This is a genomic window from Pseudonocardia sp. CA-142604 (assembly GCF_050948475.1).
Classification (GTDB): Bacteria; Actinomycetota; Actinomycetes; order Mycobacteriales; family Pseudonocardiaceae; genus Pseudonocardia; species Pseudonocardia alaniniphila.
Genome location: NZ_CP192045.1, coordinates 9170454 through 9187521, shown reverse-complemented (window position 1 = coordinate 9187521; position 17068 = coordinate 9170454). Strand labels below are relative to the sequence as shown.

Here is a 17068-nt window from a genome sequence, read left to right as displayed (position 1 = left end):
GTCTCCGGTTGATCGGCAGGTCAGCCGATGGTGATTCCCGGCATGCCCGGAAGCAGCGGGGGCAGCGTGACCGGGGGCAGCAGCCGCGGCAGGCCCGGCGCCGGCGTGTCATCGTCGTCGCCGTTGCCGTCGTTGTTTTCCGAGTTGCGCGACCGTGTGGTCGTGGACGTGTCGTCCCGGTCCGACCCCTCGTTCGAGTCATTGCCGAACAGGTTGCCGTCGGAATCGAGATCAGGCAGCAGTGAGGGCGGCTCGTCGGCCCCGGGCGTCTGCGTCACGTCGCTGGTGGGGTCGTCGTTCTCGCCCGGCGTGGTCGAGGACGGGTCCTGGTCGGTCTGGTGACGCCCGTTGCCGCCGGTGGTGCCCGTCTCCGGGGCGTCCGAGTCGTGCGGCCGCGGGGCGCACGCGCCCGCGGCGGGCAGCGGGCCGAGGTCGTCGGTGCCGGAGGTGACCTCCGAGCAGGACGAACGCGCGGTCAGCGCCGTTGTGCGTCCGACGAGCCGATCGAGCAGCTTGATGGCGCCTTCGGCATCGGCAGCCGCCGTGTCGGGCAGGGCGGGACGCAGCGTGGTGAGCCGGTCCGCCTCTTGGGAAGCCCAGCTCTGCAGGTCACCGAGGGCCGTGGTGTCGGCGGTGCTGCTCTTGTCGGCCTTGAGCAGGAGTCGTGAACCCTCGCCTGCCGCAGCGTCGAACTCCTGGATCGCGGACGCGTACACGTCGGGGGCGACGGGAGCCTGCGGAGTGCGGTCGACCAGCTTCTGCACCTCGTCGAGCCTGGTGGTGGCGATGTCGAGGTGGCGCCGGGCCTTGGCCGACTCGTCGAACGTGAGAGCGAGGCCTGCGGACTCGGCCACCCGCTTCAGCGCGTAGAGGTTGTCGCCGGGAAGCGCGTCGCGGCTGGCGAAGACGCCGCCGCCTGCGATGGCGAGCAGCATGACCAGCGCGGCCGAACCCACGAACACCGCCCTGCGGCGCAGACCGCTGCCTGCCGGAGTGGTGGCGGGGCCGCGCGAGCCGCGGGCGCGGCCGGCGGGCCTGCTCACGGTGCGCCGCGAGCTGTGCCGTCCGGGCCTGCCGGCCGGTGCGGACGGTGGCGTCCCCTCGGCCGTCGCGGCCTCGGTCGTCGTGGCCTCGACCGTGGTGTCGCCGCCTTCGTCGCCGCGCCCGGTGTAAGCCGGCAGCTTGCTAGTGACGGCGGAGGCGTTGACACCCTCCTGTTGTGCCGGGAAGGACGGCTCGTTGATGCGGCCGAGCGGAGCGGTCTGCTCCTCGGCCGACGGTGGTGGCACCGGCGGCTGGGGGCCTCTCGGCCTCCGGTCACCCTGCTCTGCGGCGAGCACCGCCATGAGCCGCTGCTTCGCGCGCGCCTTGGCGTCCGGGTCCGGCGCGAAGGCCGCCCCTCGGGATCGCAGCATCGCCACGATCTCCAGCTCGCGGGCGAGGTCGCCGTCACCCGCGAAGCCGGGGGGTGTCCCCTGCTCCACGGCGGCGGCGAACCGCTCTGCGTCCTTGCCCTGTCCGGCGGGCATGTTGGCCGTCCTCACTGCATCCCTGCGCTGTCAGTCTGCGCGCCGCGGTGGTGCGTCGCGGCGCGACGTTCAGCTGTACAACGAGCCGTCGCCCGGCCGGTTACGGGAGCGGGACCGTTCACCGCATTGAGTCGTTCATTCGCCGCACCCGTAACAACCTGGATGACTTGTGCGATATCGCGCCCACTCATCGGATGCCCTCCGGTAGCAGCTGGGCGAGTCTGCGGACCGCGCGGTGCTGGAGCGCTTTGACGGCCCCTTCGTTGCGATCCATGATCTCTGCCGTCTCGGCCACCGAGAGGCCCTGCAGGAACCGGAGCTGGATGCATTCCTGCTGGTCAGGGTTGAGCTTCTTGACGCAGCGCAGCAGCTCGTCGTTGGTGGCGCCGTCCAGCACCTGCTGCTCGGGCCCGCTGGTGCTGGGCGAGAGCTCGATGATCTCGTTGGTGGTCTGCTCCAGCCGGTACCGGCTGGACTTCACGTGGTCGAAGATCAGGTTGCGGGCGATCGTGACGAACCACGCACCGATGTCCCGGCCCTGGTAGCTGACCGAGCTGATGCGGCGAAGGGCCCGGACGAACGTCTCCTGGGTGATGTCCTCGGCGAGGGTGCGATCGCCCATTCGGAAGAGGACATACCGGAAGACGACCTCGTAGTACCGGTCGAACAGCTCGCCGAAGGCGACCATGTCGCCGTTCTGGGACGCCTTGACCAGTGCCCAGGCCCCGGTCTCGTCGGGATGCCCGTAGGACTCGGCTGACTGCGCTGACTGCGCGCTCGCTGTCACGGAATGGTCCGAGCCGTCGGTGTCGTCGGAACCGTCGGTGCGCTCGCCGGGGCCCGCGGGGTGCCCGGAGGGCGCGAGGAGCGCACCGGCCGGGCCGGGCTCGGAGCTGTACGGCCGCTGCCTGGGGAGCGGTGGGCCGTCAGGGGGAGCAGGGCGCGGCGGCCTGCGGGGCGCGCCGACGCGGGGAGCGGTGGTCGGGGGCATTTCTACCTCTCCAGCCGCCGGGTGACGGGCGGTCTCAGTGGGGAGCAACCGGGGCTGACGCGAGAACCGGGTCATGACTCCCGGCTGGTCCTGCAGCCGTGACTGACAGGACGCCGCGGGACAACCCGCGGTGTGCTGGCGGCAACGGTTCGCATGCCACTCCCTTGGGTGAGTCTCGCGGCGATCACTGAGTGTCGGAACGTCGAGTCGGGTGTAGCGGCGGAGCATACGACCGGCAAAGTGGGGCGAAGCAGGCACCACCGCTCGCCGTGGCTACGTTCCGGTGAGTGGACGACTACCGGCGGTCAGCGTCACTGGTCGCTGCGTGTCGGTCAGGCGCAAGGGTTGCGCGTTTGCGATGAGCGTCGTCACGGCCGCGCCGCGCGGTTCGTGCCAGACTTCGCCGCAGGCTCCCCCGCCCGCAGCGCCGACCCCTGGAGAACCGTGTACAGCCCGACCAACCGCCGCGAGGAGCGGGCACCGGCCCACGTCGCCGATCTGGTGACCCGGGCGGCGGCCCGAGTGCCGAAGCATCCCGCAATCGTGGACGTGAGCAGCGGAATCACCATGACGTGGGCCGAGTTGGACGGTGCCGTCTCCGCGGAGGCCGCCCGTCTGCGCGGTGCCGGGGTCGCCGCGGGTGATCGGGTGCTCGTCCGGCTCGGTAACGAAGCGGGTTTCTGCGTGGCGCTGCTCGGTGCGCTGCGCGCCGGAGCCGTGACCGTGCCGTTCGGCCCGATCGGCGTGGCCAGGGAGCTCGAGGTCGTGCTCGCCGACTGCCGTCCTGCCGTCGTGGTGGCTGCGGAGGGTGACGACACCGCGCGGACCTGCGCCGCCGCCACGGGCGCCACGGTGATCGCTCCGCCCGATCTCGGGGCACGGGCCGAGGTTCCCGCCGCCGGCGTCGGCGGGGACGGGGAGGAGATCGCCCTCCTCGTCTACACATCGGGCACCACGGGCAGCCCGCGCGGCGTCCGGCTCTCGCACCGCGCGTTGCTCGCCAACCGGGAGCAGACGGCGGCGCTGCGGCCGTCGCCGGTCATCCCCGTGGACCGCGTGCTGCTCTCGCTCCCGCTGTTCCACATCTTCGGACTGGCCGCAGGCCTCCTGCAGGTCTGCTGGGCGGGCGCCACCCTCGTCCTCGTCGAGCGGTTCGAGCCCGCCCACGTCGCCGAGGTGCTCGTCGAGCACCGGGTGAGCGTGCTGGCGGGCGTGCCGTCGATGTTCCGGGCACTTCTCGACCTCCCGCCGGACGAGCTGCGCGCGGTCAGTGCCGGCATCCGGCTATGCACGTCTGGCGGCGCGCCGCTGCCCGCGGAGTGGTTCGCGGACTTCCGGGCGGCCACCGGGCTGACGATCGTGGAGGGGTACGGCCTCACCGAGGGAGGGCCCGTGCTGACCACCACGGCGGTGGACGGCGGCGGGAAGCCCGGTTCGGTGGGACGTCCGCTGCCCGGCGTCGAGCTGCGGCTCGTCGACAAGGACGGCGTCCCGCTCGACGGCGAACCCGAACCCGACCTCGGCGACCTCGACGACCTCGATCTGGACCACTTCGACACCCACGACACCGGTCTGGTCGCCGTACGGGGGCCGAACCTGTTCTCCGGGTACTGGCCCGACGGTGCGGGTGGCCCGGACGAGGAGGGCTGGTTCCGCACCGCCGACGTCGGCTTCTTCGACGCCGAGGGCGACCTGGTTCTCGTCGACCGCTCGTCCGACGTCGTGGTCGTCAACGGCTTCAACGTCTACCCGCGCGAGGTGGAGCAGGTGCTCGAGGAGCTCCCGGGCGTGGCGGAGGGCGCGGTCGTCGGGGTGCCGCACGACGTCACCGGCGAAGAGGTCAAGGCAGTCGTGGTGCGGGCCGAGGGTGCCGAGCTCACCGAGGAGGACGTGCGCGCCCACTGCGCCGAGCGCCTGGCTCGGTTCAAGGTCCCCACGGTCATCGAGTTCGTCGACGCGCTTCCGCGAACCCCCACCGGCAAGGTGGCCAGGCGGCAGCTGGCGGGTCAGTCGTGACGGCGGCGGACGGGACCGCGGTGCCGAAGGTCGTGCTGTACACGCGGGAGGGGTGCACGGCCTGTGCCGCGGCCGAGGCCGACGTGGCCCGGATCTGCGGCGAGCTCGGCCACAGCTGGGCCGCCGTCGACGTCGACTCCGACGCGGAGCTGTGCGCCGAGTACGGCGACCGGGTGCCGGTGATCGTGATCGACGGCAAGGAACACGGGTTCTGGAGGGTCGAGGAGGCGCGCTTCCGCGCCGCGCTGTCCTGAGTGGAGCGGTGTGACCTGCGGACCGTCCGCGAATCGTCATGGTTCGGGCGGCCATCCACCAGCCCGCAGGGCCACACTTCCTCTGTGAGCACGACGACCACGGTGCCGCCCCGGCCGGCCGGGGCGACCCGCGCCCGCATCCCGCGCGGCTCCGCCGTGCTCGTCGGCGTGCTGGCCGTCGCCGCGGCGATCGGCTTCGGGCACCTGGTGGCCGGCTTCGTCTCGCCATCGTCATCGCCGTACCTGGCGGTCGGGGACACGGTGATCCGCTACGCGCCGCAGCCCGTCACCGAGTTCGCGAAGACCGCCTTCGGCACCTCGGACAAGGCCGTTCTGCTGAGCGCCATGGGGGTGATCCTGCTGGCCGTTGCGGCGGCCGCGGGTCTGATCTCACGGAGCAGCCGCACCCCGGGTGTGCGCGTGGTCGTGGTCCTGGGCGTGCTCGGGCTCCTCGCCGTGGTCACTGCGCCCGTCTTCTCCCCGCTCGACGTCCTCGCGCCGCTGGCATCGATGGCCGCCGGTGTCGGGGTGTTCCGGCTGCTGCACAACCTCGCTCTGTCGCTCGACGATCCGCCGTCCGCGTCCGGGCCGACGGCAGGGGTGTCGCGCCGGGCGCTCCTCATCGGGTCCTCCGCCGCCGTGGGTGCCGTCTCGATCGGAGCGGGCATCGGTGGGCAGGTGCTCGGCCGTGGTGTCGTCGAATCCCGTCGAGCCGTCACCGCTTCGCTCGCGACGCTCCGGCCGGCCCGGCCCGCTCCCGCGATCCCGCCGGACGCGGCCTTCCCACAGCTGGGCACCCCGACCTTCCTCACGGCGCCCGCGGACTTCTACCGGATCGACGTGGCGCTGCGGCTCCCGCGGCTGCGCGCCGAGGACTGGTCGATGCGTATCCACGGGATGGTCGGCAAGGAGCTCACGCTGCGGTTCCAGGACCTGCTCGACCGGCCGCTGGTCGAGCGCACGATCACGATGACGTGCGTTTCCAACCCGGTCGGCGGCAACCTGATCTCGACGGCGAACTTCATCGGTGTCGATCTGCGCGACCTCCTGCTGGAGGCGGGTGTCCGGCCGGGCGCCGACCAGTTGCTCAGCACCAGCACGGACGGCTTCACGGTCGGCACGCCCATGTCCGTGTTGCTGGAGGAGGGCCGGGGCGCGCTGCTCGCGATCGGCATGAACGGCGAGGCCCTGCCACAGGAGCACGGCTTCCCGGTGCGCATGGTCGTCCCCGGTCTCTACGGCTACGTGTCGGCGACGAAGTGGGTCACCGACTTGGAGGCCACGACGTTCGCCGCCCGGAGCAGCTACTGGGTCGACCGCGGGTGGGCCGAGCTGGGGCCGATCAAGACCGAGGCGCGGATCGACGCCCCGCGCTCGTCCGCGTCCGTACCGGGCGGGAGGGTGACGCTGGCCGGCATCGCCTGGTCGCAGCCGACCGGGATCAGCAAGGTCGAGATCCGGGTGGACGGCGGGGCGTGGCAGGAGGCCGAGCTCGCAGCCGACGTCAGCGGGGACACCTGGCGGATGTGGCGCGCCGACGTGACCCTCGCACCGGGCAGCCACACCGCACAGGCCCGGGCCACCGACGCCGACGGCAACACCCAGACGGAGACCGTCGCCGACACGGTTCCGGACGGGGCGACGGGATGGCCCGCCACGACGTTCAGCGTCACCTGAGCCGGACTTCGCGGCCGCGATCTGCCGTCGGCCGCGCCTTTCCTGCCGCTCGGCCGATTCGGCCGCTGTTCGTCAGGCGACGCGCGATGGGGGAGGCGCTGTGCCGTGACGGCAGCGTGACGCGCAGGATGTGAACCACATTCGACGAAGCAGAACGTGGTGGCGACGCGTCCGGGGCGACCGGAGTGCCCGAGGAGGAACATCCGTGCGACAGACCCGGCGCCTGGCAGCACTCGGAGCCATGACGGTCCTGGCCGTGGCGCTGGCAGGTTGCAGTGCCTCCGAGGTGCCGCCCACGCCCGCTCCGACCAGCGCTCCGGACGCTGCCGCACCGACGTCCGGCGCGGCCACGGCCGACGACGGCGTGACCACCGTGGACGAGGTGTTCGGTCCGGGATGCAGCACGCTGCCGCAGGGGGACGCGCCGGGTTCGGCGGCCGCGATGGCGGGCCTGCCCGTGGCCGCAGCCGTCGGCTCCAACCCGTCGCTCACCACGCTGGCTCGCGCGATCTCCGCGGTGCCCGGCCTGGCCGAGACCCTGAACGCGCAGCGAGACATCACCCTCTTCGCCCCATCCAACGCCGCGTTCGACGCGACGAGAGCCGCGCTCGGTGACGAGGCCTACAACGCGCTGATGGACGATCCGCAGCAGCTCAGCACGCTGCTCTCGTACCACGTCGTCGCGCAGCGTTTCGACGCTGCAGGGCTCGTGCAGGCGGGGACCACCCCCGAGCTCACGGGCGGTGAGGTGACCATCGGCGGCACGGCCGGGGCCCCGACGCTCACCGGCGGCGACGGCACACAGGCCACGGTGCTGTGCGGTGATCTCCCTACGAAGAACGCCACGTTGTTCGTGATCGACAAGGTTCTCCGGCCGGCCGATTGAGGGCCCGGTGCTGCCCGGTTCGACCTCGTGGAACGCGACCGACCCCGTCTCGTCGCGGGCTCCGCTCGGCGGCCCTTCTTGGATGTTGCGCACGATGAGCGGGCATCGTGGGGCGACTACCGGTCGTGACGTGCCGAACACCCACCCGAGCACGACCAGGTTCAAGATCGCAACTTTGTGCGTGCCTTCACAAGCGACTACCGTGTATTCCAGTCGCCGTCAACGCCCGATCCCGGGGTACTCGGCCGGGTGCATCGGCCCGTGGGTGTGTGGTTCGGTCGCCCGAGTACGCAGCAAGAAATCCGAGTACAGCACCATCGAGGAGACGTGAGCGTGACGAAGCCGCCGCAGGCCGGCTCCGAGGACGCAGCCGCCGCGGGGCTGCGGGCCATTCCCGAGGCCAGTGTCGCGCGGCTCGCCCTCTATCTCCGGATGCTCGGCGAGCTCGCCGAGCAGGGCGCGGAGACGGTCTCCAGCGACGAGCTGGCCGGCGTCACCGGGGTGAACCCGGCCAAGCTGCGCAAAGACCTCTCCTACATCGGCTCCTACGGCATCCGCGGTGTCGGCTACGAGATCTCCGCGCTGGTCCGCCAGCTCGAGCGCACACTCGGCCTGGACCACCTGCAGGCCGTCGCGCTGGTCGGGGTGGGAAACCTCGGCCACGCGCTCGCGGGCTACACCGGATTCGGCGGCCGCGGGTTCCCGGTCACGGCACTGTTCGATGTGGATCCCGACCTCGTCGGGATCCACATCAACGGCATCATCGTCGAGCACGTCCGGTCGATCCCGCAGATCTGTGCGGAACGCGGGGTCACCATCGGCATGATCGCCACTCCCGGGCCGGCCGCCCAGGGCGTGTGCGACCTGCTCGTCGGCAGCGGCGTCCGCTGCATCCTCAACTTCGCCCCGGTGGTGCTGCAGGCGCCACCGGAGGTCGAGATCCGCAAGGTCGATCTGGCCGTCGAGCTCCAGATCCTGGCGTTCCACGTGGCACGCAGACGCCTGGCCCAGCAGGACGGGGCCGTGCTCGACGGCCAGGTCAACGGACACGCGACGAACGGTTCCGGAGGGATGCTCACGTGAGCGTCTTGGTAGTTGGTCTCTCGCACCGCAGCGCTCCGGTGGAGGTGCTGGAGAGAGCCGCTGTGGTGGCGGACGAGGTACCCAAGCTGCTCGACGAGATGCTGCGCGCCACACACGTGTCCGAGGCCGTGCTGCTCTCCACGTGCAACCGCATCGAGGTCTACGCCGTCGTCGACGCGTTCCACGGCGGTCTCGCCGACGTCTCCGCAGTGCTGTCCCGGCACGCCGGGATGCCGCTGCCGGAGCTCACCGAGCACGTGTACGTGCACTACGCGGGGTCGGCCGTGCAGCATCTGTTCGCCGTGTCCGCCGGGCTCGACTCCATGGTCGTCGGCGAGGCGCAGATCCTCGGGCAGCTGCGCAACGCGTACGCCGCCGCCGACAAGGTGGGCACCGTCGGCCGCGTTCTGCACGAGCTGGCCCAGCAGGCGCTCCGCGTCGGCAAGCGGGTGCACGCGAGCACCGGCATCGACTCAGCGGGCGCCTCCGTCGTGTCCGAGGCTCTTGCCGACGCCGCTGCCGCGCTCGGGGGGAGCCTGGCGGGCCGCCGGGCGGTCGTCGTCGGCGCGGGCGCGATGGGCTCGCTGGCCGCTGCCCACCTGCGGCGCGCGGAGGCCGCCGAGATCGTCGTGCTGAACCGCTCGCCGAAGCGCGCCGCCCGTCTCGCGGAGAACACCGCAGCGCAGGGCACCCCGGCCCGGGCCGGTGGACTCGACGCCCTCGCCGGCGAGCTGGTGGACGCCGACCTCATGATCGCCTGCACCGGCGCCGTCGGCACCGTGGTCGACGAGGCCACCGTGGCGGATGCCGTCGCCGGCCGGTCCGCGCGCCCGCTCGCCGTCTGCGACCTCGGTCTGCCCCGCGACGTGGACGCGGCGGTCGCCGCTCTCCCCGGCGTCACGGTGATCGACCTGGTGGCCCTGCAGCGCAGGCTCTCCGACGGCCCGCGCGGCGCGGCCGTGGCCGCCGCTCAAGAGCTCGTGGCCGAGGAGGCGCAGGCCTACCTGGCCGCACAGCGCTCCGCCGAGGTCACGCCCACCGTCACGGCACTGCGCAGGCGCGCATCGGAAGTGATCGACGCCGAGCTGCTGCGGCTGGACTCCCGCCTCCCTGACCTGGACGCCCGGGTGCGCGACGAGTTCACCAAGAGCGTGCGGCGTGTGGTGGACAAGCTCCTGCACACCCCGACGGTGCAGGTGAAGCGGTTGGCCGAGGGGCCGGACGGCGACAGCTACGCCGCTGCGCTGCGCGCTCTGTTCGAGCTCGACCCCCAGACGCCTGCCGCTGTGGCCCTCCAGCGCAGCGGTGACGTGATCGCCGCCCTGGAGGCTCGTACCGAGCCGGCAGGTCCGGAGGAGGCGACCGGATGACTCTTCGTATCGGTACGCGGCCCAGCACTCTCGCACTGGCGCAGTCCACTCTGGTCGCGGAGCGGCTGCGTTCGGCCGGGTACGACGTCGAGCTGGTGGAGGTGTCCACGTCGGGCGACCGGTCGATGGTCCCGGTCGCCGAGCTCGGCGTGGGCGTGTTCGTGTCCGCGCTGCGCGAAGCGCTGGTGAGCGGCCAGGTCGACGTGGCCGTGCACTCCTACAAGGATCTGCCGACCGCGCCCGACCGCCGGCTGCACCTGGCGGCGGTGCCTCCGCGGGAGGACCCCCGCGACGCACTGGTCGCCCGCGACGGGATGGTGCTCGGCGAGCTGCCGCCCGGGGCGAGGGTGGGCACGGGGGCGGCGCGGCGGCGGGCGCAGCTCGACGCGCTGGGTCTCGGCATCGAGGTCGTGCCGATCCGTGGCAACGTCGACACGCGCGTCGGCAAGGTGCACTCGGGCGAGCTCGACGCCGTGGTCGTGGCCGCGGCCGGGCTGCGCAGGCTCGGGCGCATCGACGAGGCCACCGAGCTGCTCGACCCACTACAGATGCTTCCCGCCCCGGCCCAAGGTGCACTCGCGGTCGAGTGCCGGGCCGACGACCTGGAGCTTGGTCGTGCGCTCGCACTGGCGCTCGACGACGAGTTCACCCGGGCCGCCGTCATTGCGGAGCGCGCGGTGCTCGCCACGCTGGAAGCAGGGTGCAGCGCGCCGGTCGCCGCACTGGCCGACGTGGTGTCCGACTGGGAACCGATCGCCGGACCGAACGGCGAGGAAGAGGACGGACGCGCGGTGGACCGCCTGTCGCTGCGGGCCGTCATCGGCACGACCGACGGAGGCCTGTTGCGCGCCTCCGTCACCGGAAACATGGACGACGCCGAGAAGCTCGGAGCGGCCCTGGCCGCCGAGCTTCTCGACATGGGGGGCTTCTCCGCCCTCGGAGAACAGCTGGATCGGGAGATCTGATGAACCGAGCACCGAGTACCCCGGGACGGGTCGCCTTCGTGGGCAGTGGCCCCGGCGATCCCGGCCTGCTGACCGTCCGCGCGCGCGAGGCTCTCGCGAATGCGCCGTTGGTCATCACCGATCCGGATGTCCCCGAGATCATCCTGGGCCTGGTCGCCGATGGCGCCGAGGTGCGGCCGGCGGTCGGCCAACCGGCCGACGTCGCCCGCGACCTGGTCTCCGAGGCCCGCTCCGGCCGTACCGTCACGCGGCTGGTCAGCGGCGACCCGCTGACCGTCGACTCGGTGGTGCAGGAGGCCATCGCGGTGGCTGCCGCCGACGTGCCGTTCGACGTCGTGCCCGGTGTGCCTGCCGGCACCGCCGTTCCGGCCTACGCAGGCGTGCCGCTGGGGTCGGCGCACATCGAGGCCGACGTCCGCGCGGGCGTCGACTGGCCCCGGCTCGCCGCGGCACCGGGCACGCTGGTGCTGCACGCCTCCCCGTCGCACCTGTCGGAGGTGGTGGGCGCCCTCACCGAGAACGGGATCGCCGCGCAGACACCGGTGGCCGTCACCGCGGGGGGCACCGCCACCACGCAGCGGACGGTGCAGGCGACGCTGGCCACGATGGCCGCCGAGGCGGCCGATCTCGAGGGCCAGCTGGTGGTCACCGTCGGCCCCGAGGTCGGGCTGCGCAACGAGCTGTCCTGGTGGGAGTCGCGCGCGCTGTACGGGTGGCGCGTGTTGGTGCCCCGTACCAAGGACCAGGCCGGAGCGATGAGCGACCGGCTGGCCGTGCACGGCGCCACCGCGGAGGAGGTGCCGACGATCGCCGTCGAGCCGCCGCGGTCGCCCACGCAGATGGAGCGGGCGGTCAAGGGGCTGGTGGACGGCCGCTACCAGTGGGTGGTGTTCACCTCCACCAACGCCGTGCGCGCGGTGTGGGAGAAGTTCGCCGAGTTCGGTCTCGACGCCCGCGCCTTCTCCGGAGTCAAGATCGCCTGCGTCGGCGCGGCCACCGCCGAGAAGGTGCGCAGCTTCGGCATCGTGCCCGAGCTGGTGCCGTCGGTGGAGGAGTCGCAGGAGTCCTCGTCCGAGGGGCTGCTGTCGATCTTCCCGCCCTACGACGACGTGCTCGACCCGGTCGACCGCGTGCTGCTGCCGCGCGCCGACATCGCCACTGAGACGCTCGCCGCCGGTCTGCGCGACCGCGGATGGGAGATCGACGACGTCACCGCGTACCGCACGGTCCGCGCGGCGCCGCCGCCCGCCCCGATCCGCGAGGCGATCAAGACCGGCGGGTTCGACGCGGTGTGCTTCACCTCGTCGTCCACGGTGCGCAACCTGGTCGGCATCGCCGGCAAGCCGCACGCTCGCACGATCGTCGCGTGCATCGGCCCGCAGACGGCCGAGACGGCCCGTGAGTTCGGCCTGCGCGTCGACGTGCAGCCCGACGAGGCGCGCGTGCCTGCCCTGGTCGACGCCCTGGCGGCACACGCTGCCCGGCTCCGTGCCGAGGGTGCCCTTCCGCCCCCGAAGAAGGCGAAGGCCCGCCGCCGCTGAGCCCGAGTGAGCGGCACTTCCGCCCGACAGGTCGAGCGGAAGTGCCGCCGCTCGCGGTCACATCAGCTAGATATCCCGGACGATCCGAGCCGGGCTCACCGGCTACCCGTGCATCTGCCCGCTGTAGCGGCGCGCCCGCATTTGCCGGCCCGACGCGGGACGGGCGCTCAGTAGTTCTTGACCACCGACCGTGGGACGGTCCGCCACCGCCTGCGCCCGTCCGGGTCGACGACCGGTGGCTCCACCAGCAGGACCGCCTGGCCGCCGAGCAGGACGGGGCGTACCCAGTCGCCGAGCTCGATGAGCTCGCCCGCCGTAGGTTCCTGCTGCTGGTGGTCGCGGACCTGGTCGATCGAGACGAGGTCGAGCAGGCTGCCGGCGGTCATGTCGCCGCTGATCTCGCGGATCCCCGGCATGAACAGAAACAGCCCGTCGCCACCGGAGAGATGCAGGCCCACGGCGGCGAGCGCGCCCAGTACGCCGTCCTGCGTGCCGCCGTGACCGCTCAGGTGCACGCCCGTCTCCGCCGCCAGCGTCCGCGCGCCCGCCGTGACCAGCACCTCGCGCTTCGCCCGTCGACCGAACTCGACGAGCTGCTCCCGCCGGCTGCTGCCCTCGGGCAGGTCAGGAAGGACCGCCACGGCCAGCCCTGGGTCGGCAGCGGGTGGGCAGACTCGCTCGAGGAACCTCCCGGCGATCTCGACGACAGCGGGCACCACGGCCGCGGGATCAGTGGCCAGGCTGCGCCATGCGATGCACGCGCTGGAGTTGTGGGACGTGTAGGGGATACGCGGGTCGACCAGTAGCTGATGACGGGTGGCGCCCGCCGCGCTGCCGAGCTCCGCCTCCTCCAGCTCCGCGATCAGCTGCCGGCAACGCCGGCCGGTACCCGGGCTCGTGAGGTCGTCGGTGTCGTCGATGCCGATGAGCAGGTCGACGCCAAGCAGTGCTCTTCCGCTGGTCACGGGTTCGCCACCAGAGCGGTCACGTCGCGCACCCACCGGTTCGTGGGCAGGTCCGCGCCCGCGAGTTTGACGGTGCCGCGGTTGGTCACGGCGAGGATCGGCCGCGCGGCGAGGTCCGTGGCGGACAGGGTCTGGGCGGGATCGCGACCCTCCACCCGCAGCACCGACACGTCCGCCACTCCGGCCTTGTCGAGAACGCTACGGATGGTCGGGCCGGTCTGGACCTGGTCGCCCGCCGACTGGGGTGTGTCCACGTCCACCTGCTGCAGTGTCTGCAGCGCGGCGAGATCGAACCGGGCGAGCTCCCGGTCGCCGTCCCGGATCACCACGGCTCCGTTGCTCGACTCGTCGCCACCGGCGCCTCCACCGGTGCCGGCAGATCCGCATGCGACCAGGGCCGCTGCCAGAACAAGGCCGACCACCGCTGTGTAACTCCGCCGCATCCGCGACTCCTTTGGAGTTCAGTCCTCATATATGAGGGGTTACATGCGAAATGGGTTCGCAGGTGCGGTTCTATCATGGTCATCGGGAGCTATGCTGCCGACATGAAGTCCTGGGCTGTGCCGGCCGTCTCGAGCGGTAGCCGGGCAGCGGATCGCGCTCGAGATCTCGCACTGCCGCTCGTCGCCGTCGCTGGGATCGTGGCGGTGGCCGACCTGCGCATACCCGTCGGGCTGCCCGGTCACCGAGGGCTGATCTGGCTGACGCTGCTCGCCGCCGTGGCGCTGTCGGTCCGCCGGCCCGGTGTGGTCACTGCCGTCGGTGCGGCCTCGACCGTGCTCACTTTCGCGCTGGGCAGCACCGTGGGCGACCCGCGGTATCTCGCCGCAGCGATCCTCCTGGACGCGACACTGGCCATCCCCATCGTTCGGCGCCATCCGGTGCTGCTGGCGCTCGCGGCATCGCCGATCCACCTCGTCGCGCTCGTCGCCCCGTTGCTGGGCGCGGTCGGAGTCGGCGGCGCGCTCGTCGGGTTCGGTTCGGGGCTCGCGACGAAGGTGGGCTTCCACCTCGCCTTCGGCCTCGTCGCAGGACTCCTCGGGTGGACGGTCGCGGCCGCCCTGCGGTGCTCCTGGACCCGCGGCGAGGGAGTGCCCGCGCGGAGCCGAGTTCGTCCCTGACGAGCCGGTGCGGCGGCCTGGGTGATCTCCCCGCTCCGGGCCGTACGTAGCGGATGCCTCGCACCTTTGCCCGCCGTGGCGGGAGCGCCACCGGAGGAATGAGCGACGCTCGCGGACACAGCATTTCTTCTGCCCGCGCCTGCCGGCGGTCCGCCGCCGGGTCGTAGCCTGGCTTCATGGCCTTCCCAGCTCATCGGCCGCGGCGACTGCGATCCACTCCGGCCCTGCGCCGGCTCGTCGCCGAGATCGACCTGCGACCCCGTCACCTCGTGCTGCCGATGTTCGTCAAGGAGGGCGCGAACGAGCCGGTTCCCATCGCGTCGATGCCCGGAGTCGTCCAGCACACCCGCGACTCGCTGCGGAAGGCGGCCACCGAAGCCGTGTCCGCCGGGGTGGGCGGGCTGATGCTCTTCGGCGTGCCCGAGCGCCGGGACGCCACGGGTTCCGCGGGCGTCGACCCCGACGGGGTGCTGAACGTGGCCCTTCGCGATCTCCGAGCCGAGGTCGGGGATGCCACCGTGCTGATGGCCGACACCTGCCTCGACGAGTTCACCGACCACGGCCACTGCGGAGTGCTGGACGCCGAGGGCCGCGTGGACAACGACGCCACGCTCGCCGTCTACGCGGAGATGGCCGTGGCGCAGGCCGAGGCGGGGGCGCACCTGCTCGGCCCCAGCGGGATGATGGACGGCCAGGTCGGAGCCATCCGCGAGGCGCTCGACGCCGCAGGCCACGTCGACACCGGCATCCTCGCCTACACGGCGAAGTACTCCTCGGCGTTCTTCGGCCCGTTCCGCGAGGCGGTCGAGTCCCAGCTGCGGGGCGACCGCAAGACGTACCAGCAGGACTCCGCCAACGTGCGGGAGGCGCTGCGCGAGCTCGCGCTCGACCTCGAGGAGGGCGCCGACATGGTGATGGTCAAGCCCGCGCTCGCCTACCTCGACGTGCTGCGCGCCGTGGCGGAGACGGCCGACGTGCCCGTGGCCGCCTACCAGGTCTCCGGGGAGTACGCGATGGTGGAGGCCGCCGCGGCGAACGGCTGGCTGGACCGCGACCGCACGGTGCTCGAGACGCTCACCGGGATCCGCAGGGCCGGTGCCGACATCGTGCTCACCTATTGGGCCACGGAGGTGGCGGGGCGTCTCACTACGGAGTGAACTTGCGGGGCCGTGACCGCTTCGCAACGCTCAATACGGCCGATAGAAACCTGAATGCGACCAAGCGGGCGATACGATCGCGACCCTCGTGACCGATCGTGGAGGCTCGCAATGACGTACGACCCCGGCAACCCCGGCGATCAGCCCCAGCCGCCCGGCGGCCAGGGCTGGTCCGGGGGGCAGCAGCCGCCGTACCCGGGAGGGTACGGCCAGCAGCCTCCGCAGGGGTGGGGTCCGCCTCCCGGCCAGCCGCCTTACGGCGACCCCTCGGCGTACGGGCCGGGGCCAGGGCCAGGACCGGGGCCCGGCAACAGCCCGCAGGCGCAGGCCAAGGGGTTCTTCGCGGCCTTGTTCGACTTCGGGTTCAACCACTTCGCCACGCCGTCGGTCGTGAAGATCATCTATGTGGTCGGCCTGGTGCTTCTGGGGCTCGCCTACATCGGGTTCGTCATCGCAGGCTTCGTGCAGGGCGTCGGCCCCGGGCTGCTCGTGCTGATCCTCGGTGCGATCGTCGCGCTGTTCTACCTCACGCTGTTCCGCATCACGCTCGAGTTCTACTACGCCGTGGTCCGGATGTCGGAGGACATCCACCACCGGCGCTGAGACCTGCGTGGACAGCGAATCGGACCGGCCCTACGGTAACGCCGTGAGCAGCACACCGTCCGATCCCGGGCGTGGGGACCAGAAGCCTGAGGGCGGTCCTCACCGCGACGACCGTGCGGACGGCACGCAGCAACCTGCGCCGTCCGAGAGCCAGGCGGAGGGCGCCCAGTACGGCGCGCCCCCCGCCGGCCAGTACGGCGGTCAGCCGGGTCAGTACGACCCGTACGGCCAGCAGGCGGGCCAGCCGGGTCCGTACTACGGGCAGCCCGGCCAGTACGGCGCGCAGCCCGGTCAGTACGGGCAGCCGGGCCAGTACGGGCAGCCGGGTCAGTACAACCCGTACAACCAGCCCGGCCCCTACGGCGGCCAGCCCTACCCGGGCGGGCAGGGCGGCTACGCGTACAACCCGTACAGCACGCCCTACCCGGCCGGGCTCGACGAGGCCGACACCGCTCCCGTCGAGCGTCCCAGGATCATGATCCTGTCGTTGGTGTTCGTGATCCTCAGCGCGTTGCCCTTCCTGGGCATCGGACTCGTGCTGCTGGTCGCGGCGGACAACGGGGCGCAGGCCTTCGATCCCGAGCAGCTTCGCCAGATCGAGGAGGCCGGCGTCTCGGTCGCCGAGATCATCCGCGTCGCGGGCGGGGTCCTCCTTGCCGTCGCCGCGCTCTACATCGGGTTCGCCGTGCTCGCCTTCATCGGACACAACTGGGCCCGGATCATCCTGACGATCATGACGGTGGGGTTCACGCTCCTGGCGCTGAGCACCGTCTTCTCCGGACTCGGCGGCGACAACGCCAGCCTGTTGTTCATGCTGGTCGTCACGATCCTGTCGATCGCAGGCACCGTCGTCCTCTACACGCCGGACGCTCGTCAGTTCTTCGCCGGACGCCGCTGACCCGCACCCCTG

The 17068-nt window shown here is 72.1% G+C and carries 16 protein-coding genes; 12 read left to right on the top strand and 4 right to left on the bottom strand.

Annotation, left to right across the window (positions count from 1 at the left end; genetic code table 11):
• Positions 1–20: 20 nt before the first annotated feature.
• Together ACQPZQ_RS41840 and ACQPZQ_RS41835 are read right to left on the bottom strand one after the other, a co-directional pair.
• Positions 21–1529, bottom strand: coding sequence for a DUF5667 domain-containing protein (locus ACQPZQ_RS41840; RefSeq protein WP_433290015.1), 1509 nt, complete (start codon positions 1527–1529; stop codon positions 21–23).
• A 187-nt stretch (positions 1530–1716) separates the two neighbouring features.
• Positions 1717–2520: a sigma-70 family RNA polymerase sigma factor gene (locus ACQPZQ_RS41835; RefSeq protein WP_433290014.1), complete on the bottom strand. Its 804-nt coding sequence runs from the start codon at positions 2518–2520 to the stop codon at positions 1717–1719.
• 444 nt (positions 2521–2964) lie between these two features.
• Here ACQPZQ_RS41835 and ACQPZQ_RS41830 point away from each other — a divergent pair, with 444 nt between their 5' ends.
• The 8 genes from ACQPZQ_RS41830 (at position 2965) to ACQPZQ_RS41795 (ending at position 12312) form a co-directional block, all read left to right on the top strand.
• Positions 2965–4536 carry an AMP-binding protein gene (locus ACQPZQ_RS41830; protein WP_433290013.1) on the top strand — a complete coding sequence of 524 codons (1572 nt, stop codon included), beginning with the start codon at positions 2965–2967 and terminating at the stop codon, positions 4534–4536.
• The gene (locus tag ACQPZQ_RS41825) at positions 4533–4790 is read left to right on the top strand and encodes a glutaredoxin family protein (protein ID WP_379660299.1); all 258 of its coding nucleotides are present in this window, start codon (positions 4533–4535) and stop codon (positions 4788–4790) included. Before ACQPZQ_RS41830 ends, ACQPZQ_RS41825 begins: the two co-directional genes overlap by 4 nt.
• Before the next feature lie 84 nt (positions 4791–4874).
• Positions 4875–6467: a molybdopterin-dependent oxidoreductase gene (locus ACQPZQ_RS41820; protein WP_433290012.1), complete on the top strand. Its 1593-nt coding sequence runs from the start codon at positions 4875–4877 to the stop codon at positions 6465–6467.
• Between the two features lie 205 nt (positions 6468–6672).
• Positions 6673–7353: a fasciclin domain-containing protein gene (locus ACQPZQ_RS41815; protein WP_433290011.1), complete on the top strand. Its 681-nt coding sequence runs from the start codon at positions 6673–6675 to the stop codon at positions 7351–7353.
• A gap of 333 nt (positions 7354–7686) precedes the next feature.
• Positions 7687–8436 carry a redox-sensing transcriptional repressor Rex gene (locus ACQPZQ_RS41810; protein WP_241040277.1) on the top strand — a complete coding sequence of 250 codons (750 nt, stop codon included), beginning with the start codon at positions 7687–7689 and terminating at the stop codon, positions 8434–8436.
• The gene (locus tag ACQPZQ_RS41805) at positions 8433–9806 is read left to right on the top strand and encodes a glutamyl-tRNA reductase (protein ID WP_433290010.1); all 1374 of its coding nucleotides are present in this window, start codon (positions 8433–8435) and stop codon (positions 9804–9806) included. Before ACQPZQ_RS41810 ends, ACQPZQ_RS41805 begins: the two co-directional genes overlap by 4 nt.
• Positions 9803–10771, top strand: a complete 969-nt coding sequence (hemC, locus tag ACQPZQ_RS41800; RefSeq protein ID WP_433290009.1) for a hydroxymethylbilane synthase — start codon at positions 9803–9805, stop codon at positions 10769–10771. The genes ACQPZQ_RS41805 and hemC overlap by 4 nt, the downstream gene beginning before the upstream one ends.
• The gene (locus ACQPZQ_RS41795; protein WP_433290008.1) at positions 10771–12312 is read left to right on the top strand and encodes a uroporphyrinogen-III synthase; all 1542 of its coding nucleotides are present in this window, start codon (positions 10771–10773) and stop codon (positions 12310–12312) included. The genes hemC and ACQPZQ_RS41795 overlap by 1 nt, the downstream gene beginning before the upstream one ends.
• 167 nt (positions 12313–12479) lie before the next feature.
• Here the strand turns inward: ACQPZQ_RS41795 and ACQPZQ_RS41790 are convergent, their stop codons facing one another.
• Both ACQPZQ_RS41790 and ACQPZQ_RS41785 read right to left on the bottom strand, forming a co-directional pair.
• Positions 12480–13277, bottom strand: coding sequence for a hypothetical protein (locus ACQPZQ_RS41790; protein WP_433290007.1), 798 nt, complete (start codon positions 13275–13277; stop codon positions 12480–12482).
• Positions 13274–13720 carry a hypothetical protein gene (locus ACQPZQ_RS41785; RefSeq protein WP_433290006.1) on the bottom strand — a complete coding sequence of 149 codons (447 nt, stop codon included), beginning with the start codon at positions 13718–13720 and terminating at the stop codon, positions 13274–13276. Before ACQPZQ_RS41785 ends, ACQPZQ_RS41790 begins: the two co-directional genes overlap by 4 nt.
• Before the next feature lie 102 nt (positions 13721–13822).
• On the opposite strand from ACQPZQ_RS41785, the gene ACQPZQ_RS41780 reads away from it, so the two are divergent.
• The 4 genes from ACQPZQ_RS41780 to ACQPZQ_RS41765 all read left to right on the top strand — a co-directional run bounded on the left by ACQPZQ_RS41780 (position 13823) and on the right by ACQPZQ_RS41765 (position 17056).
• Positions 13823–14398, top strand: coding sequence for a hypothetical protein (locus ACQPZQ_RS41780; RefSeq protein WP_433290005.1), 576 nt, complete (start codon positions 13823–13825; stop codon positions 14396–14398).
• A 176-nt stretch (positions 14399–14574) separates the two neighbouring features.
• Complete coding sequence (gene hemB / locus ACQPZQ_RS41775; RefSeq protein WP_433290004.1) at positions 14575–15555, top strand: porphobilinogen synthase; 981 nt, start codon at positions 14575–14577, stop codon at positions 15553–15555.
• A 111-nt stretch (positions 15556–15666) separates the two neighbouring features.
• Complete coding sequence (locus ACQPZQ_RS41770) at positions 15667–16158, top strand: DUF4282 domain-containing protein (protein WP_433290003.1); 492 nt, start codon at positions 15667–15669, stop codon at positions 16156–16158.
• 43 nt (positions 16159–16201) lie between these two features.
• The gene (locus tag ACQPZQ_RS41765; RefSeq protein WP_433290002.1) at positions 16202–17056 is read left to right on the top strand and encodes a hypothetical protein; all 855 of its coding nucleotides are present in this window, start codon (positions 16202–16204) and stop codon (positions 17054–17056) included.
• Positions 17057–17068: the final 12 nt, after the last annotated feature.

Coding starts and splice junctions, on each gene's coding strand:
- ACQPZQ_RS41785 (WP_433290006.1), bottom strand. CDS start 13,720: ATGCGGCGGAGTTACACAGCGGTGGTCGGCCTTGTTCTGGCAGCGGCC.
- ACQPZQ_RS41835 (WP_433290014.1), bottom strand. CDS start 2,520: ATGCCCCCGACCACCGCTCCCCGCGTCGGCGCGCCCCGCAGGCCGCCG.
- ACQPZQ_RS41795 (WP_433290008.1), top strand. CDS start 10,771: ATGAACCGAGCACCGAGTACCCCGGGACGGGTCGCCTTCGTGGGCAGT.
- ACQPZQ_RS41840 (WP_433290015.1), bottom strand. CDS start 1,529: ATGCCCGCCGGACAGGGCAAGGACGCAGAGCGGTTCGCCGCCGCCGTG.
- ACQPZQ_RS41780 (WP_433290005.1), top strand. CDS start 13,823: ATGAAGTCCTGGGCTGTGCCGGCCGTCTCGAGCGGTAGCCGGGCAGCG.
- hemB (WP_433290004.1), top strand. CDS start 14,575: ATGGCCTTCCCAGCTCATCGGCCGCGGCGACTGCGATCCACTCCGGCC.
- hemC (WP_433290009.1), top strand. CDS start 9,803: ATGACTCTTCGTATCGGTACGCGGCCCAGCACTCTCGCACTGGCGCAG.
- ACQPZQ_RS41770 (WP_433290003.1), top strand. CDS start 15,667: ATGACGTACGACCCCGGCAACCCCGGCGATCAGCCCCAGCCGCCCGGC.